A 23,226-nucleotide genomic window follows, 5' to 3' on the forward strand; every position below is an offset into this window, starting at 1 on the left:
CACCCCTCAGCAGTAGAAGAGGCACCCGCATGCGGAAGATACTCGTCGTCGGAGCCGGCCAGTCCGGTCTCCAGCTCGCCCTCGGCCTCCAGTCGAACGGGTACGAGGTCACCCTGATGTCCAACCGCACCGCGGACGAGATCCGGTCCGGCCGGGTCATGTCCACGCAGTGCATGTTCGACACGGCGCTCCAGCACGAGCGCGACCTCCAGGTGAACTTCTGGGAGTCCCAGGCCCCCAGGATCGAGGGCCTCGGCGTCTCCGTCGCCGCCCCCGGCTCCTTCGACCCGGGTCCCTCGCAGCGCGCCATCGACTGGGTGGGCAAGCTCGACGGCTACGCGCAGTCCGTCGACCAGCGCGTCAAGATGGCCGGCTGGATGGAGACGTTCGCGCAGCGCGGCGGGCAGCTCGTCATCCACGGCGCCGCGGTCTCCGACCTCGACTACTTCGCCCGCACCTACGACCTGGTGCTCGTCTCCGCCGGCAAGGGCGAGCTGGTCTCGATGTTCGGCCGCGACGCCTCGCGCTCCCCGTACGCCGAGCCGCAGCGCGCGCTGGCCGTCGCGTACGTGCACGGCATGGGCCCCCGCCCCGAGCACCCGGACTTCGACGCGGTGCGCTGCAACCTGGTGCCCGGCGTCGGCGAGCTGTTCGTGATGCCGACCCTCACCACCTCGGGCCGCGCGGACATCCTGTTCTGGGAGGGCATCCCCGGTGGCCCGCTGGACGCCTTCAAGGGCGTCAAGGACCCCTCGGAGCACCTCGCCCTCACCCTGGAGCTGATGGAGAAGTTCACGCCCTGGGAGTACGCGCGCGCCACGAAGGTCGAGCTGACCGACGCCAACGCGACCCTCGCGGGCCGTTACGCGCCGACCGTCCGCAACCCGATCGGGCGGCTGCCCGGCGGCGGCGCGGTCCTCGGTGTCGCCGACGTCGTCGTCGCCAACGACCCGATCACGGGCCAGGGTTCGAACTCGGCGTCCAAGTGCGCCGCCTCGTACCTCGACTCCATCGTCGAGCACGGCGACAAGCCGTTCGACGAGGAGTGGATGCAGTCCACCTTCGACCGCTACTGGGACACCGCGCAGCACGTCGTGAAGTGGACCAACGCGATGCTGGGCGTCCCGCCGGAGCACGTCCTCAACCTGATCGGCGCCGCCGGCCAGCTCCAGCCGGTCGCCGACCGCTTCGCGAACGGCTTCAACAACCCGGCCGACTTCGAGAACTTCTTCTATGAGCCGGAGAAGACGAACGCCTACCTGGCCTCCGTCACCGGCTGATCCGCGGCGGGGCGCGCACCGGTCAGCCGGTGGGCGCCCCCGCGGCGCCGTATCCGGTGTCGTCGCCGCTCGTCGCGCCCTGGGGCAGCGCCGGCGGGGTGTAGCCCTTCATCGACGTCGTGCCCTGATCGGGGCGGACGGCGCCGAGCAGCGGGTTGGCCGCGATCGGCGACACCTTGACCTTCGCGCCCGGCCGCGGCGCCTGTACCACCATGCCGTCGCCCAGGTACATCGCCACGTGCGTGGCCTCGGGGAAGTACACGACGAGGTCCCCGGGCCGCAGCTCGTTCAGCGGGACGCGGGGCAGCCGTGCCCACTGCTCCTGCGAGGTGCGAGGGATGCCCTTGCCCGCGTGCTCCCACGCCTTCGACGTGAGCCCCGAGCAGTCGAACGCCGCGGGTCCTTCGGCGCCCCACTGGTACGGCTTCCCGATCTGTCGCACCGCGTACGCGAGGGCCGTGTCCCCGGCCCGCGACGGCGCCCGCCGTGAGCTGAGCGCGCCCGACGCCATGAACGTCTTCTGGGCCTTCGCCGTCCCCGTGTCCTCCAGGCGGGTCAGCTCGCCGAGCTGGTCCGAGCTGAGTGAGGCGAGCAGCTTCTCGACGGCCTTGAGGCGGGCCCGGACCGCGTCCCGGTCCTTCTTCTGCCGGTCCGAGAGGCGGGTCTGCTCGGCGAGCGCTCTGCGTGCCTGGGCCGCCAGGTCGTCGGCGCGCTTCTCGCCGCCGAAGAGCCGGTCCACGGTCGCGATGCGCTCCTGGGCCACACGCCGGATCACATGGCCCTGGTCGAGGGCGTGCTGCGGGTCGCGGGCGAGGAGCAGGCGCAGGTAGGGGGAGATGCTGTTGCTGCTGCCCTGGTACTGCTCGCGGGCGAGGCGCCCGGCCGCGCTGCGGCTGTCGTGGAGCGAGGTGCGGGCCACGGCCAGCTTGCGGGCCAGGTCACCGGCCGTCTTCCGACGCTTCTTGAGCTTCTCCGCAGTCGCGTTGTACGTCTCGGTGGCCTTCTCCGCCTCCCGGTACAGGCGCTGAAGGTCCGTCAGAAGTGTGGCGACGGACGTGCTGCGGGCCGCCGGAAGGGGTCCGGGGTCCGGTGCGGCTGCGGCGTTCGCGGGTCCCGGCGCCGCGAGCGCCGAGGCCACCGTCGCGGCACAGGCCCACCGCAGAAGGCTTCCTGACACGTCATCACCTCCGGTGCGGGGCAGCCCGTCCGTCCCGCACCGAGAGCATCGACACGTCCGCCCGTCCATGCGCCTCCTGCTGGGCGGTTCGGACCAAGGACCTCACTCGGCCGGGGGACTCCACGAAGGTGATCCAAGAAGGTGATCTACGAAGTCGGCTGCTCCGGACGCGGCTTGGACCAGGGCCACCGGAGCCGGCTGTCGTCGCGCCCCGAGGGGTCGTACTCGTACTTCCAGCGGTGGGTGAACCGGATTTTGCCGGGGACCATCGGCACCCGGCGGTAGATGAGCACCGTGCTCGCGGAGCCGTCGGGGCCCGGCACGGGGATGCGGTACACCTTCGGCGGATGCCCCGTGGGGCCGAGCAGCACGGGCAGCACCCGCCCGTCCATCGGCCCGCCGACGAACGGCGTCTCTTCGCTCTTCACGGCACCAGTGTCACAACAGATGCGCCGCGTCGCTCACCACGGGGAGCACCAGGCGTGCCAGCCGGCCCACGGGCCCGTCCGGCGTCTCCAGGGCCAGCGCGTGCCGCACCGCGTCGGCGGTCTGCGGGTCGCGGCCCGCCGTCGCCGTGAGGACCGCCATGAACTGGTCGACGAGCCCGTCGCGCAGCTCGTCCAGCGGCGGCTTCTTGTCCTCGTCGAGCCAGATCAGCGAGGCCGCCTCGACGGCCGTGATCCACATGCGTACGGTCATCCGCAACCGGGGACCCGGGTCCCCCACGGCGAGATGGCTCAGGATGTGCTCGGCAGCCGCCCTGCGCACGCCGTCCACGATCGATGTCGTGCGCGACGTCTCCACGACGCTGCCGCCCTGGAGCAGGGCGGCGAACCCCATGTCGTGCTGGTCGACGAACCCGAGGTAGCGGTCGAGCGCCCGCGTGAGCCGGCCGCTCAGCGGTCCTTCCTGCGGCTCCGCGAAGCACTTCTCCAGCTCGTCGGCCGCGGAGCGCAGCGCGGCCTCGTACAACTGCTGCTTGCCGCCGGGGAAGTACCGGTAGACGAGGGGCCGTGAGACGCCGGCCGCCTCCGCCACGTCGTCGAGGGACACCTCCTCGGGTGCCCGGTGCGCGAAGAGGGACAGCGCGGCGACGAGGAGCTGACTGCGGCGCTCCTCGACGCTGAGCCGTCGGTACGCGCGGGTGCCGGGTGCCGAGGTCATGTCCCGCAGCGTATCCGGCTTTTCGCCGCGAAGGCCGTGATGCGTGCCTCAGGCGAGCAGACCCGACGACTTCCACAGCGCGCGTCCCACGCCCCGCAGAACCCCGATCTCGTCCAGGAAGTCGGTCAGGCGCTTGGCGCCGGTCTGCATGATCTCGCGGCGATGGCCGCTGGCCTTGACCTGCGCCAGCGCCTGCTTCGGGTCGAGCCCGGCCCGCTCGTAGGCCGCCGGGTTGTGGAACGCCATGTAGATCACGCGGGCCGCCTCACCGCACACGATCCGTGTGTACGCCGCCTCGGCCGGGCCGCACGACACCATCTGGCGGCGCAGCTCCTCGCGGGCGTAGCGCACGTGACGCGCCTCCTCGATGACGTGGATGCGCGTGATGCCGCGCACCAGCGGCTGGACGCGCTCGTCCGGGAACGTCATCCGCTGCATCCAGTCGATGATCTCCTCGCCGAGCAGGGTCGCCGAGAAGGATCCGGGCGTCGTGGAGACGGTCTTGAGCAGGCGCCCCAGATTGTGGTGGACGCGCGGCATGGGGAAGCCCTCGCCGACGCTGCGCTTGATCATGCGGGCGAACATCATGGAGTGCCGGCACTCGTCGGCGATCTCCGTGAGGGCGTAGCGGACATGGTTGCTGGTCAGCGACTTGTCGTAGATGTGTCGTACAAGGAGTTGCATCAGGATGATCTCGAACCAGACGCCCATGGACGCCATCGAGGCGGCCTCGTACTTGGACAGCTCGATGCGCTGCTCCTGCGACATCCGCTTCCACATGGGGGTGTCGTAGAGCGAGCAGAGCTCCGGGGGCCAGTACCACATGCCCTCGACGTCGGGGGCGTCCCAGTCCAGTTCCTTGTCCGGGTCGAAGGAGTGCTTGGCGGAGGAGTCGAGCAGGCGTTCGGCCACCTGCTCGCGGTCCTTGAGCAGCCCGAGCGCGTCGCGCAGACCCTCGAACGCGTCGGCTTCCGTCACGGTCGTCATGGCTGTCCCACCTCGTCGTACGGGAAACGGGCCCCGCGGCACAGGAGTTACCGGCGGTCACGTCTTATGAGACTGCTTGTCAGCAAGGCCGTCAATCCCTTGTGCACGACTTGTTGACCGGTGTCCACGGGCGTGTGAGCCTGCCTGTATGTCGACGCATGAGCTGTACACCAGGGCGCCCGAGGAGCTCAGCTGGCAGATACCGGCGGCCGGCGCGGCAAGATTCAGCTGGGAGTACGACGAGGGCAGGGACCGCCTCCTCGCGCTCTACCAGAAGGGCAAGGACAAGCAGTGGGACGGCGCCAAGCGCATCGACTGGGATCTCGAGGTCGACCCCCACAATCCGCTCGGCACCCCCGACGAGGCGCTCACCCTCTACGGCACCCGGCACTGGGCGAAGATGACGGACCGGGACAAGGGCGAGCTGCGCAAGCACTACGCGTCCTGGCAGTTCAGCCAGTTCCTGCACGGTGAGCAGGGCGCGATGGTGTGCGCCGCCCGTATCGTCGAGTCCGTCCCCGACATGGACGCCAAGTTCTACTCGGCGACCCAGACCATGGACGAGGCCCGGCACGCGGAGATCTTCGGCCGCTTCCTGCACGAGAAGATCGGGATGCTCTACCCGATCAACGACAACCTCCAGTCGCTCCTCGGTGACACTCTGCGCGACTCCCGCTGGGACATGCCCTACCTCGGTATGCAGGTCCTCATCGAGGGCCTCGCGCTCGCCGCGTTCGGCATGATCCGCGACACCACGGACAAGCCGCTGCCCCAGCAGATCCTCGCGTACGTGATGCAGGACGAGGCCCGCCATGTGGCCTTCGGACGGATGGCACTGCGTGATTACTACAAGCAGCTCACCGACGCCGAACTGCGCGAGCGCGAGGAGTTCGTCATCGAGGGCTGCTATCTGATGCGCGACCGGCTGCGCGGCGTCGAGGTCCTGGAGAACTTCGGCATCTCCAAGGCGGAGGCCGAGGAGTACAGCGAGCAGTCCGAGTTCCTGGCCCTCTTCCGCCAACTGCTCTTCTCCCGGATCGTGCCCTGTGTGAAGGACATCGGCCTGTGGGGCAAGCGCCTCCAGCAGGCGTACGTCGACATGGGCGTCTTCGAGATGGGCAACTCGAACCTCGACCAGCTGATGGCCCAGGACGAGGAGATCGCCGAGAAGCTCGACGCGGAACGCTTCGCGGCGGAGGAGCTGGAGCGCGTCGCGGAGGTGGAGTCGACGATCGGGGAGGGCGCCCAACTGCCCTAGGGCATGACCGGGGGCCCGTGGTGTCCGGGGCGTGTGGGCATGTCACCCGCATGCAGTAGTTTGCTGACGTGTCCACGCCTCAGCCGCCCCAGCCCAACCCGTTCGGCCAGCAGCCCCCGGCCGCGCCCTACGGCCAGCCCGGCCCCTACGGTCCGCCGCAGCACCCCGCTCAGCCCGCTCAGCCCGGTCCGTACGGCCAGCCGGGCCAGTCCGGGCCGTACGCCCAGCCCGGCCAGCCCGGCCCGTACGCTCAGCAGCCCTATCCGGGCGGTGCCCCCTACCCGGGATGGGGTACCGGCGCCCCCATGGGCCCGCCGCCCAAGAAGCGGCGCGTCGGGATGATCCTCGGCATCGTCGGCGGCGCGCTCGCCGTCGTCGTCATCGGGATCGTCGCGGTCGCCATGCTCGGCTCGGAGGTCGACAAGAGCTTCCCGAAGGCCGAGTACAAGCTGACCATCCCGAAGACCGTCCTCGACGGCAGGTACACCCTCACCCAGGATCTGTCCGGCACCCAGGGCAAGCAGATCGAGGACGAGGCGGACGGGGCCTGGGACGCGCGCGACACCAAGGCGGCCGTCGGCCAGTACGCCGCGACCGACCCCGCCAAGAAGGGTGCGGGTGTGGTGATCTCCGGCATGTACGGCCGGTTCAAGAACACCGACCTCGCCCGCAAGAACATGATGCAGGGCGCCGCCAAGAGCGACGGCGCCGAAGTCGCCGTGCCCGCCAAGGACTTCAAGCCGGCCGGCTCCGACGTCACCATCACCTGCCAGGTGCTCACCAAGCAATCGGCGACCATCCCGATGTGCGCCTGGGCCGACGGGAACACCGGCGCCACCGTCGCCGAGATCACCCCCGAGATCGCCCTTCAGGACCCCTCCGACGTGGACCTCGACGCGGCGGCCGCGACCGCGGTGAAGATCCGCTCGGAGATCAGGAAGCCGATCGGCTGACGGACTCGGGCCCGGGCTCCGGCTCGGGCCCCGCGCCGCCCGCCGGGAACGCCGTACGCAGGGAGAACGCGTACGGCGTCGGGCCGTGCGCCCGCAGATGGACCAGGCGTTCCTCCGCCTCCTCGAGGGTGGGCCGGTGCCCGGCCGGCACCCACCACAGAGCGGTCACCGCCTCGTCGAGCCGTTCGAAGAACTCCCGGCGGCGCGCGAGCAGTTCACGGTGCAGCCCCTGGTACATGAACGCCGTCAGCGCGTTCGTGTCCCGCCACACGGACATGTTCACGAGCAGCCACGCGTCGCCGAAGATCCGGAAGCTCGTCGCGTCCCCGCTGTCGTCCTTCAGGCGCCACACGAACCCGTCCGACGCGTCGGCGACGGCGTTCACCGGATCGAGTCCCTCCGCGAAGTCCCTCAGCTGCTCCGAGTCGAGCGGGGCGGTGAGGCGGCCGATGTTCACCTGGGCGAGTTCGTGGCGAGTCCCGTTTTCCGTCGTCTTCGCAGTCCCGTTGTCAGTCATGGACTGCACGATAGGCAGGGGAAGCGGCGGAGTAGAGGGCCATTTCGTCTGTCGGTATCGAGGGCCACTCGCGGCCGATCCCCTTATCGCTCGGCTGAGTTCAGTACCGCTTCCATCACGTCCCGCGCGATCGGCGCCGCGCTCCCGCCGCCGCTGATGTCCGTACGGTTCGCCGACGCGTCCTCGACGACCACCGCGACGGCGACCCCCCTGTTGCCCGCCTCCGGGGCCCGCGCCCAGGAGATGAACCACGCGTACGGGGTGCCCTTGTTGCCCACGCCGTGCTGCGCCGTGCCCGTCTTCCCGCCGACCGTCACATCAGGGATCTGCGCGTTCGCGCCCGTGCCGTACTCCACGGCGTCCTGCATCATCTCCTGGAGCTGCACCGCCGTGGCCGGGTTCATCGCCTGGCGGTACGTCTTCGAACCGGTCTGCGCCACGGTGTTGCCGCGCTTGTCCGTCGTCCTCTCCACCAGATGCGGCGCCATCAGGACCCCGCCGTTGGCGACGGCGGCCGAGACCATCGCCATCTGCAGCGGTGTCGCCGTCGTGTTGAACTGGCCGATGGACGAGAGCGCCAGCTGCGAACGGTCCATGTCCGTGTCGAAGTTGCTCCGCGCGACGCCCGACGGGATCCGCACCCCCGCGTCGTCGAAGCCGAACCTCCTGGCCGCCGACACCATCCCCTTCAGCCCCACCTGGACGCCGAGTTTCGCCATCACCGTGTTGCAGGAGACCCGGATCGCGTCCGCGAGCGACGCGTCCTCGCAGCCGTGCGCCTCGTTCTGCAGCAAGGTCGACGTGTCGGGCAGGCGCCAAGGGCTCGGCGTGTCCGTCGGCTCGTCCAGATCCGTCACGACGCCCGAGTCGAGGGCCGCCGCCGCAGTGACGATCTTGAAGGTCGAACCGGGTGGATACGTCTGCCGGATCGCCCGGTTGAGCATCGGCTGGCTCGGCGCGCGGTTCAGCTTCTTCCACGCCGACGTCGTCGCCGAGTCGGTCCCCGCGATCGCGCCCGGATCGTACGAGGGGCTGCTCACCAGGGCGAGGATCTTCCCGGTCGCCGGATCGAGGGCCGCGACCGCGCCCCGGCGCCCGGCCAGCCCGGAGTACGCCGCCTTCTGTGCCGCCGCGTCGATCGTGGTCACCACCTTGCCGCCCGGCTGCTGCGAGCGCGTCAGGTCGTCGAACAGGGGGAGCGGGGCGAGCATCGGGTCCGTGCCGGAGAGGATGTCGTCCTCGGCGTTCTCCAGCAGCGAGGTGCCGTACACCTGGGACGCGTAACCGGTCACCGGCGCGTACAACGGACCTTTCTTGTACGTCCGTTCGTAACGGAGCTGTTCGCCGGTGTCCCTCGAACCGGTGATGGCCTTGCCGTCGACGAGGATGTTGCCGCGCGGCTGGCCGTAGCGCGCGATGGTGTTGCGGCGGTTGGCCGGGTTGTCGTCGAGGGAGTTCGCCTCGAAGATCATGACGCGGGCCGAGTTGACCAGCAGCGCGACGAGCAGCAGCAGACAGAAGACCGAGGCGCGGCGGATGTATCGGGTCACCGAGGCGCCTCCAGCGCGTCGTCCGGCAGGAGTTGGTCACGGGCGGAGTCGCTGATCCGGACGAGCAGCGCCACGATGATCCAGTTCGTGACGACGGACGAGCCGCCCTGCGCCAGGAACGGCATCGCCATGCCGGTCAGCGGGATCAGGCCCATCACCCCGCCCGCGATCACGAACACCTGGAGCGCGACGATCGACGCGATACCGATCGCGAGGAGCCGGCCGAACGGGTCGCGCAGCGCCAGCCCGGCACGGTAGCCGCGCTCCACGAGCAGGGCGTACAGCAGGAAGATCGCCGTCAGGCCGACGAGCCCCAGCTCCTCGCCCGCGGTCGCCAGGATGAAGTCGGACTTGGCGGCGAACCCGATGAGGATCGAGTGCCCCTTCCCGAGGCCCTCGCCGAGCATGCCGCCCGCCGCGAACGCGAACAGCGACTGCGCGAGCTGGCCGGGACCCTCGCCCGCGTCGATCGAGGCGAACGGGTGCAGCCAGTCATGGACGCGGCTGTTCACATGGGGTTCGAGCGAGCCCACGACGACCGCGCCGCCGGCCGCGAGGAGGAGCCCGATCGCGATCCAGCTGCCGCGGCCCGTCGCCACGTACAGCATCACGATGAAGAGGCCGAAGAACAGCAGCGAGGTCCCCAGGTCACGCTCCAGGACCAGGACGCCCACGCTGATCAGCCAGCAGACCAGGATCGGCGCGAAGACCCGCATGGTGGGGAGCTGGAAGCGCCAGATCTTCTTTCCCGTGTAGGAGAGCGCGTTGCGGTTCGCCGCGAGATAGCTGGCGAAGAAGATCGCGAGCAGTACCTTGGCGAACTCGCCCGGCTGGATGGAGAATCCGCTGATCCTGAGCCAGATGCGGGCGCCGTTCACCGCCGGGAAGAAGATCGGCAGGACCATCAGGAACAGCGCGGCGACGGCCGACAGATACGCGTACCGCTGGAGCACCCGGTGGTCGCGCACGAGCACCACGACGGCGATGAACAGGGCCACGCCGAGCGTGGACCAGACGAGCTGGACCGGCGCCGCCTGGTCGTGGGGCGTCTCCAGGTCGAGCCGGTAGATCAGGACCAGGCCGAGGCCGTTGAGCAGCACACCGATGGGCAGCAGGAGCGGGTCCGCGTACGGGGCGCGCAGCCGGATCGCGCCGTGCGCCACGAGCGCGAGCACGCTGAGCCCGGCACCGTAACCGGCGGCGCCGGGTGGTACGGAGCCGTTCTTGGCGAGGCCTACGGCGCAGTATCCGTAGACGCTGAGCAGGACGGCGAGAGCGATCAGGACGAGTTCGGTGCCACGGCGCCGCGGGAGGCGGACGGCGGGGACCACGGGAGGGCTGACGCCGGCTCCCGTGCCTGCCGGGCCCATGGGTCCCGTCGATCCCGTCGATCCGGTCATGGCGGGAACGTAACAAGCGACAGCCGGGAAAAGCCGCTATGTCGCCTTAATCTGACTGGGTGTGTGTCCGGTGGGGGGCGGGCGGGGGGCCGGGTGGGGTCTGTGCCGGGGTTCGGGTGGGGTTCTGTGCGGGGTTCTGTGCGGGGTTCTGTGCCGGGGTTCGGGTGGGGTTCTGTGCGGGGTCCTGTGCCGGGGTTCGGGTGGGGTTCTGTGCGGGGTTCTGCGCCGGGTGCGGGTGGAGTTCTGTGGGGGGTTCCGTGCCGGGGTTCGGGTGGGTGTGGTGCCGTCAGGGCCGGTGGTCGTCGTACGGCAACGTCAGCGTCGCCAGCGCTCCGCCGTCCTGCGCGTTCGTGAACCTGAGCGAGGCGCCGAGCACCTCCGCCTGGCCCAGCGCGATCGTCAGACCGAGGCCGTGGCCCCTCGCGCCGCCCTCCGTCCTGAACCGCTGCGGCCCGCCCTCCACCAGGTAGTCCGGGTAGCCCTCCCCGTGATCCCGCACCGTGATCACCGGGCCGTCCACCGTGAGGACCACCGGCGGGCTGCCGTGCCGGTGCGCGTTCGTCACGAGGTTGCCCAGCACCCGCTCCAGGCGCCGGCGGTCCGTCAGTACGCAGACGTCGCGCACCACGACCACCTCCGTCTCCGTGCCGGACCCCCGCACCACCCGCTCGGCGAGCGGGCCGAGCCGGTTGTCGTCCAGGTCCACGCGCTCGCTGCGCGCGTCCAGACGCGAGATCTCCAGCAGGTCCTCGGTGAGGGTCCGCAGCGCGGCGACCCGGTCCCGTACGAGCTCCGTCGGGCGGCCCGGCGGGAGGAGCTCGGCCGCCGCGTGCAGGCCCGTCAGCGGTGTCCGCAGTTCGTGCGCCACGTCCGCCGTGAACCGCTGCTCGCTGAGCAGCTTGCGCTGCAACGACGACGCCATGCTGTCCAGCGCGCCCGCGACCGCGGCCACCTCGTCCTGGTGCCGGGCCGGATTTCTCGTCCTCGGGTCGCCCACGCGCGCGTCCAGGTCACCGCCGCTGATCCGCCGGGCCACCCTCGCCGTCGCGTGCAGGCGCCGCGTCACGCGGGTCACCGCGAACGCTCCCACCAGCAGCGTCGCGCCGATCGCCAGCACGGACGATCCGACGATCGCCTGGTCCAGGCCGTCGATCGTGCGGGCGCCCTGCGAGTAGTCGACCTCCACGGCCAGTACGCGGTTCCCGTCGATCGGTCCCGCCGCCCACATCGTGGGTGTCTTCGCACGGCTGCTCACCATGGTGCCGCGATCTCCGCCCGCGGCGAGCCTGCGCAGCGAGTCGGGCAGGCCGGCGGGGTCGATCCCCGCGAGCGGGCCCAGCCTCGCTCCGGCCTCGTACGCCTTCGTGGCCTCGTCGAGCCGGCCCAGCGCGCGGTCGCGGGCCTGGCCGACGGTCTGGTTGGCGACCGATACGTGGACCAGGGCGCCCAGGAGTGCGGCGAGTGCGCAGCACATCACGGTGATGAAGACCGCGGCCTTCCAGGTGAGGGTGGCGGTCCAGGCGGGGAGCGGGGGTTTGGGCGTGGTGTGGCTCGTGGCGCCGGATGTGGTGGGGGTCATGGTCTCATCGGCGGTTCTTGGGCTGCCGGGGGTGTGGGTGCGGGGGTTCGGCGGCGGTGGTCTTGTGCCGGGGGGTGGGGGTGAGTGTGGGCGCGGGGCCGGTTCGGGTGGCTGTGCCCGTGCCCGCGCCCGTGCCGGTCCTGGGGCTCTGCGCCCTGCGTTTGTGGGTGGGTGCGGGGCCGGTCCGGTATGTCCGTCCTCGCTTGGATGGTTCGGCGTCGGATTTCGTGGGCGTCAGTAGTGCGTGCCGGCTCCGGGCGGACATACCGGCCCGTCCCCTCCCGTTCGGTCGCGGGTGCGGCGGTGGGGGAGGCGGTGTTCGTCGGGTTGTGCGTGTGGGTGTGGGTGGGTGGATGTGGGGTGGGTGTGGCGGGCTTGGTAGGCCGGGCCCTCGTGTTCGGTCGTGGGTGCGGTGGTGTTCGTCGGGCCGTGTGTGGGCGCCGGCCCGTTGTGTGGGGGCGTGGTCCCGGGCTCGTCGGTGTCGTCATCGCGTCGGGGCCGATGGCGTTGTTGTCGGGGATTTGGGAGGGGAGGTCGTGGGGCTGGGCTCGGGGGGCCGGGTCGGCGTCGCGGGTGGGCCTGTGCGCAGGATTTCGTCCCGGGTGGGGAGCATCGCGCGCTGGTGCGGGTCCCAGGACCACGCCGTGCGGTACTCGTAGCCCGGGAGGTCCGCCACCGCCCGCAGGATCACGTCGCGGCCGGCGATCTCCACGCTCACGACCGCGTCCGACGTACCCATGATCTGGGTCAGCTTGTGGTCCTCGAACATGTAGCAGCGCACCGCGAGTTGGCCTTTCGGCAGGCGGATCCCCACGATCAGTTCGTCCTTGCCGTCGCCGGTCAGGTCCCGGTAGTACGCGTTCAGCACCGGGCACTTGGCGCCGGCGTCCGTACCGCAGTCGTCCAGCCCTACGACCTTGTCCGGGCTCGGGGACGGGGACGGTGACGCCGAGGCGGCCGCCGCCTGGGCGCGGACCACGTCGACCGGGTTCACGCGGTGAATGTCGTCACCCTTGGCGGTGATGCCCTTCACGACCTCCGTGTGGCCCGAGCCGTAGTCGTCCGCCGCGGCCGACGCCGGCGGCAGTGTGGGCCACAGGCGGGCCGGCCCCACCGCCGTGGACGTGGGACCCGCGCTGCGCAGCTCGCCCGAGTCGCCGCACCCCGCCAGCAGCAGCGCTGACGCCGTCACGGCTGCGGCCGCGGTGCAGGTGCGCCTGGAATTCACTGGACTCCCGCCTGTCCGCGTACCGGTCGGTCACTCCATTGACACCTTATGTGGTGAGGAATTCCTTTTTATTGACCCATGGGACTGTGCGCACCTCGAAACCTCAGTCTTCGGTGCGCCCGCGCCGGTACATCGAGAAGGCGAGTCCCCCCGCGCCCGCCGCCGCCATGCCGCCGCCCGCGGCCAGGAACAGCGGGTGTGTCTCGGGTGCGTCGGAGTCGGCCTGCTCCGGTGAGCGCGCCGGAGCGGAGGCCGCGTGCCGGTCGGGCTGTGCGTGCGCGAACGCGGCCGTCGGGACCAGGAGCGCGCCGCCGAGAACGGCGGCGACGAAGGTGCCGCGGGCCAGCAGACCGGATCGACGGGTGGTGCTCACGGAACGTCTCCTCTGCTCTACTCCCGGTGCGGTGCGCTCCACCAGGTGGCGTACACGCTGACGTCTTCACCGTAAAGACCCCTCATCACGGCAATTCGGCAGCTGTGTAACAGCGGGCCGGAGCTCTTCGGGCGGTGGTGTCACCGAGGGTCCGGACGGGATATTGCCCTGCGGCCCCGTGGCTGTTCCCATGGTCGTGGGGTGATGGTGCATGAGCGGTCTGCGCGTCATACCGACCTGGCGGCACGGTCGGGAGCGGCTCTATGTCTGCGGCGACGACGGCAGGAACGTCGCCTGGTACGACCGTGAGGCCGGCCGCGTCAATGTGATCAGCGCGGCCCGCCGGGACGCCGTGCTCGACGTCCTCGGGCCCTTCCTGACCGGCCAGGTCACGGTCGGCCCGCCCCCGGTGCCCACCCCGGCCGAACTCGCCAGGCTCGCCCTCCACCCGGACGACGACCTCGCGCCGAACCGGCCCGGCGAGGCACTCCAGATCGCCGTCGACCGCGACCCGGGACCGCCGCGGCGGCTGCGCGGGGACCCGCGGCGCCGGGCCCTGGAGGCCGAACAGTCCGTCGGCGGAGCGCTCGACGCGTTCGAGCGGGCGGGCTGGCGTGCGCTGCACTCCGTGCCCCTGCCCGGCGGCGCCCGCATCCACCACCTCCTCATCGGCCCCGGGGGTCTCTACGCCCTGCACACGCTCCCGGCCCGCAAGCAGCGTGTCCGCGTGGTCGACCCGATGGTGATGACCGGCCGCTCGGAGCCGCACCCGCTCCTGCGCCGCGTCCGCGCGGACGCGTCCCGCGCGTCCTTCGCCCTGACCGCGGAGGTCCGCCCCGTCCTGGCCGTGGCGGGCGCCACGACCGTCGAGGTGGCGGTGCCCCCACGGGACGTACGCATCGTCCTGGACACGGAACTCCAGTCACTCGCGCGCGTGGGCGGCGTCCTGAAACCGGCCGACGTCGAGGCCCTGCACGCGATGGCCCGCGACCGCCGCACGTGGCTGCGGGTCTGACCTGCGGGCCGATCTACCGGACTTGCCGGCGGCGCACGATCTCGGTGATCCAGACGGGCGCGAACGGAGACGTGCAGCCGGGGGAGGTGGGGTAGTCCTCGAGCACCTGGAGACGCTCGCCGATGTCCATCGCCCGGGCGCGGTGGTCGGCGTGCTCGATCCCGATCTGGGCCAGGCAGTGGTTCATCGCCCACTGCAGGCGGTCCGGGGCGTCCTTCATCTCCGCCTCGATGACGTCGAGGAGCGCCGAGAGGTCGAGGCCCTCCGGCTTCTTCGCCACGCGTTCCGTGGTCAGCGCCCAGCCGGCGCTCGCGACCACCGGATCCTCGTCGGCCGACCAGGCCAGTCGCAGCTCTTCGGCGTGCGGGTTCTTCTTCACCACGTAGTTCACGAGCCAGTCGTGCACCTTGGGCGTGCGCGCCTCGCGCACCATGGCGTCCAGCTCGTCCCGCCCGAACGCCTTCGGGCGGCAGACGAGGAGGGCGAGGAGCCGTGCCGCGGTGTCGTCCGTGTCCCAGAGCCCGCGCGCGAGGTCCTGCTGCGTCTTCAGCCGCTTCGCGAGCGCGCGCAACTTGCCGAGGTTCACACCGTGATCGTCACCGTGCTTCTCGTTCACGGCGCGTGCCTTCGGGTCCTCGAGCTCGGCCAGCTCGGCCATCACCTCGGCGACCGTCGTCCCGGTCGGCGTCGTTTCGGCCACCTCGGCCCTCCCGTCCGTCCCGCGCGAGTTCTCACCCTACGACGACGGAGCGACACCTCATCCGTCGGACCGCACACGTACGAAACGGACGGTCTCGTGACGTCCGGCCGCCCGGCTGAGTTCGATGAGGAGGGGGTCGGTGAGCAGGCGCACCGGCCCGTGCTCCGGGTGCTGCGTCAGCTGTCCGAGGCGGCCGCACACCAGCTCGCCGACCTGCCGCGACTGCATCGGCGTCAAGCGGGGCGACGTCTTCACGGTTCGGTCGTCCGGGAGTTGTACGAGAAGTGCCTGCGGTCTGTCCGGTGGACCGAAAACGCCGAGGAGTTCCCCGTCCGTGGTGTCCGCGTGCCTGATCTTTCTCCATGCCCGGGTTCCTCCTGCCCGATAGGTCGAGCGCAGTTCCTTCACCACGATTCCTTCGACGCCGGCCGCCCTCATGTCGCGGAACCAGACATGGGCGGTCCCCTCGTCGAGGGTCGCCAGTACGCGCTGGAGGGGCGGGCCGATGTCCTGGAGCGCGGCACCGAGCAGCTCCCAGCGTGTCCTCAGCGGCAGGGCTCTGACATCGCGGCCCGGGACGGCGAGGATGTCGAACGCCACGTAGGACACCGGGACGCCCGATCGCTCGCGGTCGGCGTGGGACCGGAGGAGATCGGTGAAGCTCAGGCGCCCGTCGCGGTAGGCGCACAGTTCGCCGTCCAGCACGGTGCCGACGGGCAGATGCTCTCCGAGATATGCGGCGATTTCAGGAAACTCCCGGGCCAGGTCCCTTCGGGAGCGTGACTGCAGGAAGACCCGGCCGCCTTCGAGGACGAAGGCGAGGGCGCGGAATCCGTCGAGTTTCAGGGAGTACTGGAGACGCTCCGGCGTGCCTGTCTGTCCAGGGATTTCGTCCACAGCCTGGGGACGCATGACGTCGACGGGCGGTCGCAGGGCCACTGCCGGCGCGTTTTCGTCCATTCCGTCAGGGTCTGCCCGGACGGCCTGCCGGGTGAGCAGGGGCTCGCCCCGCGCGCCGGACTGTCACCGGGACAGCCCCGGCGCCGCCGCTCACGGCACCCGCCCCGCGCGGTTCGGGTCGATGAGGGGGGCGAGCAGGTCCCCGTGGCGTTCGAGGCGGGGGGCGATGTCGTCGGCCAGGAACGTCAGCTCCCGCGCGTCGGTGCAGGCCTCGACCTCCTCCCACGTCACCGGCGCCGAAACGGTCGGCTCCGGGCGGGCGCGCAGGGTGTACGGGGTCGCCGTCGTCTTCGCGGCAGCGTTCTGGCTGAAGTCGACGAAGACCTTGCCGGGGCGCAGGCTGCGGGTCATGCGGTGGACGATCAGCTCCGGATGCTCCGCCTCCGCCTGCACGGCGAGGGTCTTCGCGTACGCGCTCACCCGATCGGACGGCGTCGGTTCCAGCGGTACGAGCATGTGCAGCCCTTTGGAGCCGGAGGTCTTCACGTACGAGTGAAGCCCGTCCGCGTTCAGCCGCTCCTGAAGCCAGAGCGCGACGGCGCAGCACTCCGCCACGTCCGCCGGTTCCCCGGGATCCAGGTCCAGGACCAGCCGGTCGGCCTGTCCGGGCGCGTCCGCCTGCCACTGCGGCGTATGGAACTCCGTCACCAGATTGGCCGCCCACATGAGTGACGCCAGATCCTGTACGAGGACCTGGCGGGACGGGGCGCTCCTCGAATGCGGCACGTCCGCCGTCCTTACCCACGCCGGCGTGCCCGGCGGCACGTTCTTGGTGAAGAACCGCTGCCCCTCGGGCCCGTCCGGGTAGCGAAGGAAGGACACGGGCCGGTCGTACAGGTGCGCGAGCAGGGCCCCGGCGACGGTCGCGTAGTAGTGCAGCAACTCGCCCTTGGTGAACCCGGTCGCCGGGTACAGCACCTTGTCGAGGTTGCTGAGCGCGAGCCGCCGCCCCTCCACCTCTGTGATGGGCGTCATACGATGAGAATCCCACGGAAATCGTGACGAGCTACCCCACTGTCCCCAAGGGCTACCGCGGAGATGGTGGTGGTGGCGGTGACGGTGGCTGTGGCGCCGGCGGGGTGGCCGACGGGCTCGGCTACGACAGGGCACGACAGGCGCCATGCGGCGGAGCACTACGCAGGGCACACCGGCAGAGCACTACGCAGAGAGGGACACCGTGCGATCCATATGGAACGGCGCCATCTCGTTCGGCCTGGTCAGCATCCCGATCAAGCTGGTCAACGCCACCGAGAGCCACTCGATCTCCTTCCGGCAGATCCATCTGGAGGACGGCGGTCGCATCCGCTATCGCAAGTTCTGCGAGCTGGAGGAGAAGGAGGTCGCGTCCGCGGAGATAGGCAAGGGGTACGAGGCGGCGGACGGGGCGATCATCCCCATCACGGAGGAGGATCTGGCCTCCCTGCCGATCCCGACCGCGCGGACCATCGAGATCGTGGCCTTCGTCCCCGCGGACCGGATCGACCCCCTCCAGATGGACGCCGCCTACTACCTCTCCGCGAACGGCGTCCCCGCGGCGAAGCCGTACACACTGCTGCGGGAGGCGCTCAAGCGGAACAAGAAGGTCGCCATCGCCAAGTTCGCCCTCCGGGGGCGGGAGCGGCTCGGCATGCTGCGTGTCGTCGACGACGTGATCGCGATGCACGGCCTGTTGTGGCCCGACGAGGTGCGCGCCACTGAGGAGGCGGCGCCCGAGACCCAGGTGACGGTGCGCGAGGCCGAACTCGACCTGGCGGACGCGCTGATGGACACCCTCGGCGAGGTCGACATGGAGTCGCTGCACGACGACTACCGTTCCGCGGTCGAGGAGATGATCGAGGCGAAGGCGTCCGGCGAGGGCGTGGTGGAGGCGCCTGCCGCCACCGAGGGCGGCGGCAAGGTCATCGACCTGATGGCGGCCCTGAAGAGCAGCGTCAAGGCGGCCAAGGAGGCCCGGGGCGACGCGGCCGCACCGGAGCGGGAGGCGAAGGTGAGCCCGGTGACCCCGCTGAAGTCCCGTACGGCCCCGAAGGAGGTCGGCGGAAAGAAGTCGACGTCGACGAAGGCGAAGCCGGCGGCGTCCGGGGGCGGCACGGCGAGGAAGACCACGGCCAGCAAGTCGGCCGCCTCGTCGCGTACGGCGGCCGCGGACAAGGCGAGCACGTCGAAGGCCAGTACGTCCAGGGCCGGTACGTCGCCCAAGGCCGGTACGTCGGCCAAGGCCAGTACGTCCAAGGCGAGCGGCTCGAAGGCGGACGCCTCGAAGGTCGCGGCCAAGAAGACGACCGCCAAGAAGTCACCGGCGAAGAAGACGGCGTCGCGCAGGCGGGCGTCTTAGGGGAGGGCGTCTTGGCGGGAGCGTTTGGGCGGGAGGGCGTCTTGGCGCGAGGGCGGTGGGCCGGCGGCGGTCGTACGCGGATGGGCGAACGTACGAAGATGAAGGTGCCGCCGCCGGGCCACTGTCGGGTCCGCTGTGCCTAGCGGGCCACGAACTGCGTCAGGATCGCCTGCACCTCGTAGATGTCGACGCCCTTGCTGAACGTCTTCTGGACGGGCGCCGCCGTGCCCGAGATCCAGATCTTGAGCTCACCGTCGAGGTCGAAGTGACCGGCGGTCTCGACGGAGAAGTGGGTGATGCTGCGGTAGGGGATGGAGTGGTACTCCACCTTCTTGCCGGTGATCCCCTGCTTGTCGACGAAGATCAGGCGCCGGTCGGTGAAGAGGATGGTGTCGCGGATGAGCAGGTACGCGGCCTGCACCTGCTCGCCCTGACCGAACAGCTTGGCGTACTCCTGCTGCGCGCCGACGGGGTCGACGGTGTGAGCGTTTCCGAACAGTGCCATGAGGCCCCCCTGATGGTGAACTCCTGCGTGGACACAGGATCTTCACACTGTAGGCGAGGTCTTGGCCAGGGGGCAGGGGGCCTCTCCCGGGTTGTGCGCGGTGACGAGGAATCCGACGCTCCTCATGCGCACCCCGCCTTTCCCGTCCGCGGCGCCGTCGCCGGTGCGCTCGTACGCGCGCAGAGTGTTCGTGAGGCTGCGGTGCGCCAACTCCCTTACCTTGCCGTCGGCTTGTTCGGTCAGGTGCTTCCCGGGCCCGGAGCCGAGCAGGAACGCGGCGGCGTCGCCGGCGTCCCGCCCCCACAGCCCGTCCCCCTCCACGCGCCGTACCTCGATGCCCGCGAACCCGGCGCCGGACAGCACGCCGCGCGTGGCGTCGGGGTCGGCCAGGGAGAACATCCCCGGGCCGCGCGAAGCGTCCCGCTCGCCCGGAGCCGCGAAGTCGCCGACGGGCAGGATGCCGCGCAGCCCGGCGACGGCCCGGAGCCAGTCGTTGCCCTCGGGCTCGGCGGCGCAGACGAACGCCAGCCTCCCGCCCGGCCGGAGGGCGCGCCGGACGTTGGCGAAGGCGGCGACGGGATCGGCGAAGAACATCACCCCGAAGCGGCTGATGGCGACGTCGAAGGCCCCGGCGGGGAACGGGTGGATCTGGGCGTCGCCCCGCTCGAAGCTGATGTCGACCGCCCCTTTCTGCCGAGTGGTCTCGTCCCGAGTGGTCCCCTCCCGAGTGGTCCCCTCCCGAGTGGTCCCCTCCTGAGTGGTCTCCAACCGAGTGGTCTCCTCGGCCCGGGCCAGCATGGGCCCGGACAGATCGACCCCCAGCGCCCGCCCGTCCGGGCCCGCACGCCGGGCGGCGAGACGGGTGGTGGTCCCGGCGCCGCAGCCGACGTCGAGGACCCGCTCGCCGGGGCGGATCGCGGCGGCGTCGAGGAGGGGCTGGTCGAACCCCGCGTTCACGGCGTCCCAGCGGTCCTGGTTGCGGGCCCAGTGCTCACCTTCGTACCCGTTCCAGGCCTGGGACTGATCGACGTTCACGATGCGCGGCATGGCGGAATCCCCTCGTCCTCGTGGTGGCCGGGGCGGCCTACGGCGACTGAAATGGGCGTCCGCCCAAACCCAGTATGGGCGAACGCCCATACTGGGCGCAAGGGCGTCGCGAGGGCGTCGCAAGGGCGTCGCAAGGGCGTCGTAACGGAATGGAAGCGCGTGGCCCGGGACGGTCGGCATACGGTCGTACCGAGACCGGACGTGGTGGCCGGGCCCGCTGAAGGCCGTACCCGGCCCCGGACCTGGGCCCGGACCCGGCCCCGGACCTGGGCCCGATGGCGAACCTGATGGGAAGAGGCAGCATGTCCCCGCGCGGAGTGGCGATCCCCGACGTAAGAGAGCGGCTCTTCGACGCGGCGGAGAGGATCCTGGCGCGGGAGGGTCCGTCGGGCCTGACAAGCAGGGCGATCACGACCGAGGCCGGCTGCGCGAAAGGCGTGCTGCACAGGCACTTCGCCGGTCTGGACGAACTCGTCGCGGAACTGGTCCTGGCCCGCTTCGCCGCCACGGCACGGCTGGCGGAGGATCTCCCGGGCCGCGCCGGCGAGTCCACGGTGGCGGCCAACCTGAAGACGATCGGCTACGCGCTCCTGACGTCCCTGAACCCCACGACGGCGGGCCTGGCGGTCTCGACCCCGGCGGCCTCGCTCCGTATCCGGGAGGCTCTGGAGGCGGGCGCCCCGGGCTTCGACGCGATCCAGCAGTCGATCGCGGCGTACCTGGACGCGGAAGTGGAACGCGGGCGTCTCTCCCCGGCCACGGACACGACGGCGCTGGCGCTGGCGCTGGTCGGGACGGTCCACCACCTGTTGATGACGACATGGGGAGACACGGCACGCGATCCGGGCGAACAGACGGAAAGACTGGTGGCGATGCTGCTGGGCCCGACGACCGGAGGATCAATCAGCAATGGAGAACGTTGAAGAGGTTGACGATGTCGACGGGGTGATCCGGAGCAACGCCGCCGGATCATTCCCGTACAGCGTGCTGCGCGAACGGCACCCGGCGCTCATCCAGCGGGTGCGGGACGCGTTCCCGTACGACCCGGAGCGGCAGCAGGCGCTGGACGCGCTTTTGAGAGAGAGCACGGATCCGGCCGGTGTGATGGAACCGCTGCCGGCGGACGCCCGGGACTGCGAACAGTGGGAGGAGTGGGGGAGCGGCGAGCATGTGGGCGGGTCGTGGTTCGACGCGCCGTTCCTGTGGGCGGAGAGCTACTTCTACCGCAGACTCCTGGACGCGGTCGGCTACTTCGACGCCGCCGGACCGTGGCAGGGCATCGACCCGTTCCGCCCCTTCAAGCAGGCGGAGCTGCGGAGCCTGGAGGCGCAGGCGGAACTGACGGCCCTGGACCGCCTCGCGCAGGAACCACCGGAAACCCGGGCCCGGGCCCTGCTCCACGGCTCTCTGTGGGGCAACCGAGCGGACCTCGGCTTCCAGCTCACCGCGAACACCACCGACACCGCCACCACACCCCTCCTCGCGGACGACTCGGAACGCCTGTGGTCGCTGCTGCCGCCGGGGGCCGGGAACACGGTCCAGGTGGTGGCGGACAACGCGGGCCGCGAACTGGTCCCCGACCTCCTCCTCATCGACCACTTCCTGAGCCACACACACGCGGAACAAGTAGTACTCCAGGTAAAGCCACACCCGTACTACGTCTCCGACGCGACCCCCATGGACGTGATCGACGCCCTGCGCCACCTGAAGGAAGCCCCGGGCGCGGCAGGCGAGGCGGGCGAACGCCTGTGGCACGCCACCTCGACAGGCCACCTGCAACTCCGCACGCACCCCTTTTCCTGCGCCCCACTGCCGTACTCGTCGATGCCGGACGACCTGAGAGACGACTTCGCGACAGCGACGCTCACGATCCTGAAGGGCGACCTGAACTACCGCCGCCTGGTGGGCGACCGACTCCGTCCCCCCACAACCTCGTTCACCGCCCTCACTTCCTACTTCCCGTCCCCGGTGGCCGCCCTGCGCACCCTCAAGTCGGACGTGGTCGCGGGCTTGGACGAGAAGACGGAAAGGACGCTGAACGCATCGGAAGACCGCGCCTGGCGAACAAGCGGTACGCACGCCGTGATCCAGGTACGGGACAGCAGGGCTCAAGGCACCGTCGACGAGCCTGCTTGAGAGCGGCCTCACCGACTTGCGGCGGAGCCCTGCCGGCTCGGCCCGCGGCGGAGCAGTGCCGACGCCCCGTCGACCCTCCGGGTGTGGGCACGCTCACCTGCCACGCCTCGGGGGCCGTCGCACCCGCGGGCTGACCGGCGGGTCGGGCAAGGTCGCTGGACGGTCCCTCACCGAGGACCGAGGACCGAGGGAGTCGCGGTTCCCGGCGAAACCGGTTCGCCAACCAGCCATAAAGTAACGGCTCGTGACCACCGACATGGCTCTCGCGGACATCGATCTTCTCCTCGACGACATTCGCGGCTCCGTCGCGCGCGTCGGCGCCGCGCTCGACTCGCTGACTGACCTTCAGGCCCGCGAGCCGTCGGCGCTGCTCGGCTGGAGCCGCGGCCACGTCATCACCCACCTCGCCCGCAGCGCCGACGTATATCGATGGCTGCTGGCACTGGCCCGTGCCGGCACGGAGCCCGGACCACGGGCCGACGCGGCGACCCTGGACCGTGCGCTGCGCGAGGGAGCCGAGCGCTGCGCCGGTGAGCTCGTCGCCGACCTGCGCGGCAGCCTCGACCGACTGCTCGACGAGGCGGAGGCCATGCCCGCCGAACGCTGGCCCCACTTGGTCACCGCACTCGCGGGGTGGCGTCATCCCGCCTGGTTCACCCTCCACCGCTGTCGACGCGAACTCGAGACACACCACGTCGATCTGAACCTGGGATACGCCGCAGCCGACTGGCCTTCCGGCTACGTCACATGGGCGCTCGACGACACCGTCGCCGCGCTGACGGCACGCAACTTCCCGGTCGCCCGCATCCAGGCAACCGACCTCGACCGGGCCTGGACCCTGGCCCCGACGGGCCCCACCGTCACCGGCGCAGGCCACGCCCTCCTCGCCTGGCTGACCGGACGCGGCCCGGACACGCACCTTCGGTCGAACGCTCCGCCACCGACCCCACCAAGCTGGCCACTCCCTCCGACGCCGGGCTGGCCCTGACACCAGGAAGCGCACGGGGCCGGCCGCTCACGGCGGCTTACGGTCGCACAGGCCTGCAGAGACACGAAGACCCC

At 70.8% G+C, this 23,226-nt stretch carries 23 protein-coding genes; 8 read left to right on the forward strand and 15 right to left on the reverse strand.

Features of this window, described 5'->3' with window-relative positions:
• Nucleotides 1-29 precede the first annotated feature (29 nt).
• Nucleotides 30-1,280 (forward strand): styrene monooxygenase/indole monooxygenase family protein, encoded by a 1,251-nt coding sequence (locus tag ACFC96_RS30825; RefSeq protein WP_376258131.1) that lies wholly within the window; start codon nt 30-32, stop codon nt 1,278-1,280.
• 22 nt (nt 1,281-1,302) lie between these two features.
• Here the strand turns inward: ACFC96_RS30825 and ACFC96_RS30830 are convergent, their stop codons facing one another.
• From ACFC96_RS30830 to ACFC96_RS30845, 4 genes are all read right to left on the reverse strand, one after another.
• Nucleotides 1,303-2,457, reverse strand: coding sequence for a C40 family peptidase (locus ACFC96_RS30830; RefSeq protein WP_376258133.1), 1,155 nt, complete (start codon nt 2,455-2,457; stop codon nt 1,303-1,305).
• A 146-nt stretch (nt 2,458-2,603) separates the two neighbouring features.
• Complete coding sequence (locus ACFC96_RS30835) at nt 2,604-2,885, reverse strand: hypothetical protein (protein ID WP_376615173.1); 282 nt, start codon at nt 2,883-2,885, stop codon at nt 2,604-2,606.
• 10 nt (nt 2,886-2,895) lie between these two features.
• Nucleotides 2,896-3,621 (reverse strand): TetR/AcrR family transcriptional regulator, encoded by a 726-nt coding sequence (locus ACFC96_RS30840; RefSeq protein ID WP_376258136.1) that lies wholly within the window; start codon nt 3,619-3,621, stop codon nt 2,896-2,898.
• Nucleotides 3,622-3,669: 48 nt separating this feature from the next.
• On the reverse strand, nt 3,670-4,608 hold the full coding sequence (locus ACFC96_RS30845) for a diiron oxygenase (RefSeq protein ID WP_376258137.1): 939 nt from the start codon (nt 4,606-4,608) through the stop codon (nt 3,670-3,672).
• Between the two features lie 148 nt (nt 4,609-4,756).
• Between ACFC96_RS30845 and ACFC96_RS30850 the strand changes: the two genes are divergently transcribed.
• Nucleotides 4,757-5,866 (forward strand): ferritin-like domain-containing protein, encoded by a 1,110-nt coding sequence (locus ACFC96_RS30850; RefSeq protein ID WP_376258139.1) that lies wholly within the window; start codon nt 4,757-4,759, stop codon nt 5,864-5,866.
• A 68-nt stretch (nt 5,867-5,934) separates the two neighbouring features.
• Nucleotides 5,935-6,819: a hypothetical protein gene (locus ACFC96_RS30855; protein WP_376615175.1), complete on the forward strand. Its 885-nt coding sequence runs from the start codon at nt 5,935-5,937 to the stop codon at nt 6,817-6,819.
• Here ACFC96_RS30855 and ACFC96_RS30860 read toward each other — a convergent pair.
• The 6 genes from ACFC96_RS30860 to ACFC96_RS30885 form a co-directional block, all read right to left on the reverse strand.
• Complete coding sequence (locus ACFC96_RS30860; protein WP_376258143.1) at nt 6,800-7,336, reverse strand: DUF3291 domain-containing protein; 537 nt, start codon at nt 7,334-7,336, stop codon at nt 6,800-6,802. The genes ACFC96_RS30855 and ACFC96_RS30860 overlap by 20 nt on opposite strands.
• Before the next feature lie 83 nt (nt 7,337-7,419).
• Nucleotides 7,420-8,886, reverse strand: coding sequence for a peptidoglycan D,D-transpeptidase FtsI family protein (locus ACFC96_RS30865; RefSeq protein ID WP_376615177.1), 1,467 nt, complete (start codon nt 8,884-8,886; stop codon nt 7,420-7,422).
• Nucleotides 8,883-10,256 carry an FtsW/RodA/SpoVE family cell cycle protein gene (locus ACFC96_RS30870; RefSeq protein ID WP_376258324.1) on the reverse strand — a complete coding sequence of 458 codons (1,374 nt, stop codon included), beginning with the start codon at nt 10,254-10,256 and terminating at the stop codon, nt 8,883-8,885. The genes ACFC96_RS30865 and ACFC96_RS30870 overlap by 4 nt, the downstream gene beginning before the upstream one ends.
• A 316-nt stretch (nt 10,257-10,572) precedes the next feature.
• Nucleotides 10,573-11,865: an ATP-binding protein gene (locus ACFC96_RS30875; protein ID WP_376615178.1), complete on the reverse strand. Its 1,293-nt coding sequence runs from the start codon at nt 11,863-11,865 to the stop codon at nt 10,573-10,575.
• A 484-nt stretch (nt 11,866-12,349) separates the two neighbouring features.
• Nucleotides 12,350-13,093, reverse strand: coding sequence for a hypothetical protein (locus ACFC96_RS30880; protein ID WP_376615180.1), 744 nt, complete (start codon nt 13,091-13,093; stop codon nt 12,350-12,352).
• Between the two features lie 103 nt (nt 13,094-13,196).
• A complete protein-coding gene (locus tag ACFC96_RS30885) occupies nt 13,197-13,466 on the reverse strand; it encodes a hypothetical protein (protein ID WP_376615182.1) in 270 nt (89 codons plus the stop codon).
• A 211-nt stretch (nt 13,467-13,677) separates the two neighbouring features.
• On the opposite strand from ACFC96_RS30885, the gene ACFC96_RS30890 reads away from it, so the two are divergent.
• Nucleotides 13,678-14,481, forward strand: a complete 804-nt coding sequence (locus ACFC96_RS30890; RefSeq protein WP_376258151.1) for a nuclease-related domain-containing protein — start codon at nt 13,678-13,680, stop codon at nt 14,479-14,481.
• A 13-nt stretch (nt 14,482-14,494) separates the two neighbouring features.
• Here ACFC96_RS30890 and ACFC96_RS30895 read toward each other — a convergent pair whose 3' ends face one another.
• From ACFC96_RS30895 to ligD, 3 genes are all read right to left on the reverse strand, one after another.
• Nucleotides 14,495-15,139: a DNA alkylation repair protein gene (locus tag ACFC96_RS30895; protein ID WP_376615296.1), complete on the reverse strand. Its 645-nt coding sequence runs from the start codon at nt 15,137-15,139 to the stop codon at nt 14,495-14,497.
• 99 nt (nt 15,140-15,238) lie between these two features.
• Nucleotides 15,239-16,141, reverse strand: coding sequence for a DNA ligase (locus tag ACFC96_RS30900; protein ID WP_376615184.1), 903 nt, complete (start codon nt 16,139-16,141; stop codon nt 15,239-15,241).
• 90 nt (nt 16,142-16,231) lie between these two features.
• Nucleotides 16,232-17,116 (reverse strand): non-homologous end-joining DNA ligase, encoded by an 885-nt coding sequence (gene ligD / locus ACFC96_RS30905; RefSeq protein WP_376615186.1) that lies wholly within the window; start codon nt 17,114-17,116, stop codon nt 16,232-16,234.
• A 202-nt stretch (nt 17,117-17,318) separates the two neighbouring features.
• Here ligD and ACFC96_RS30910 point away from each other — a divergent pair, with 202 nt between their 5' ends.
• Entirely contained in the window at nt 17,319-18,476 is a 1,158-nt protein-coding gene (locus tag ACFC96_RS30910) for a Ku protein (RefSeq protein WP_376615188.1), read from the forward strand.
• Nucleotides 18,477-18,615: 139 nt separating this feature from the next.
• On the opposite strand, the gene ACFC96_RS30915 is transcribed toward ACFC96_RS30910, so the two are convergent.
• Nucleotides 18,616-18,981: a PH domain-containing protein gene (locus ACFC96_RS30915; RefSeq protein WP_266560141.1), complete on the reverse strand. Its 366-nt coding sequence runs from the start codon at nt 18,979-18,981 to the stop codon at nt 18,616-18,618.
• A 42-nt stretch (nt 18,982-19,023) separates the two neighbouring features.
• Nucleotides 19,024-20,028, reverse strand: coding sequence for a class I SAM-dependent methyltransferase (locus ACFC96_RS30920; RefSeq protein ID WP_376615190.1), 1,005 nt, complete (start codon nt 20,026-20,028; stop codon nt 19,024-19,026).
• A 302-nt stretch (nt 20,029-20,330) separates the two neighbouring features.
• On the opposite strand from ACFC96_RS30920, the gene ACFC96_RS30925 reads away from it, so the two are divergent.
• The 3 genes from ACFC96_RS30925 to ACFC96_RS30935 all read left to right on the forward strand — a co-directional run bounded on the left by ACFC96_RS30925 (nt 20,331) and on the right by ACFC96_RS30935 (nt 23,152).
• The gene (locus tag ACFC96_RS30925; RefSeq protein WP_376615192.1) at nt 20,331-20,951 is read left to right on the forward strand and encodes a TetR/AcrR family transcriptional regulator; all 621 of its coding nucleotides are present in this window, start codon (nt 20,331-20,333) and stop codon (nt 20,949-20,951) included.
• Nucleotides 20,938-22,164, forward strand: coding sequence for a damage-control phosphatase ARMT1 family protein (locus ACFC96_RS30930; RefSeq protein WP_376615194.1), 1,227 nt, complete (start codon nt 20,938-20,940; stop codon nt 22,162-22,164). Before ACFC96_RS30925 ends, ACFC96_RS30930 begins: the two co-directional genes overlap by 14 nt.
• 244 nt (nt 22,165-22,408) lie before the next feature.
• Nucleotides 22,409-23,152, forward strand: a complete 744-nt coding sequence (locus ACFC96_RS30935; protein ID WP_376225550.1) for a maleylpyruvate isomerase family mycothiol-dependent enzyme — start codon at nt 22,409-22,411, stop codon at nt 23,150-23,152.
• Nucleotides 23,153-23,226: the final 74 nt, after the last annotated feature.

Source organism: Streptomyces sp. NPDC055955, from assembly GCF_042270245.1.
Taxonomy (GTDB): Bacteria; Actinomycetota; Actinomycetes; order Streptomycetales; family Streptomycetaceae; genus Streptomyces.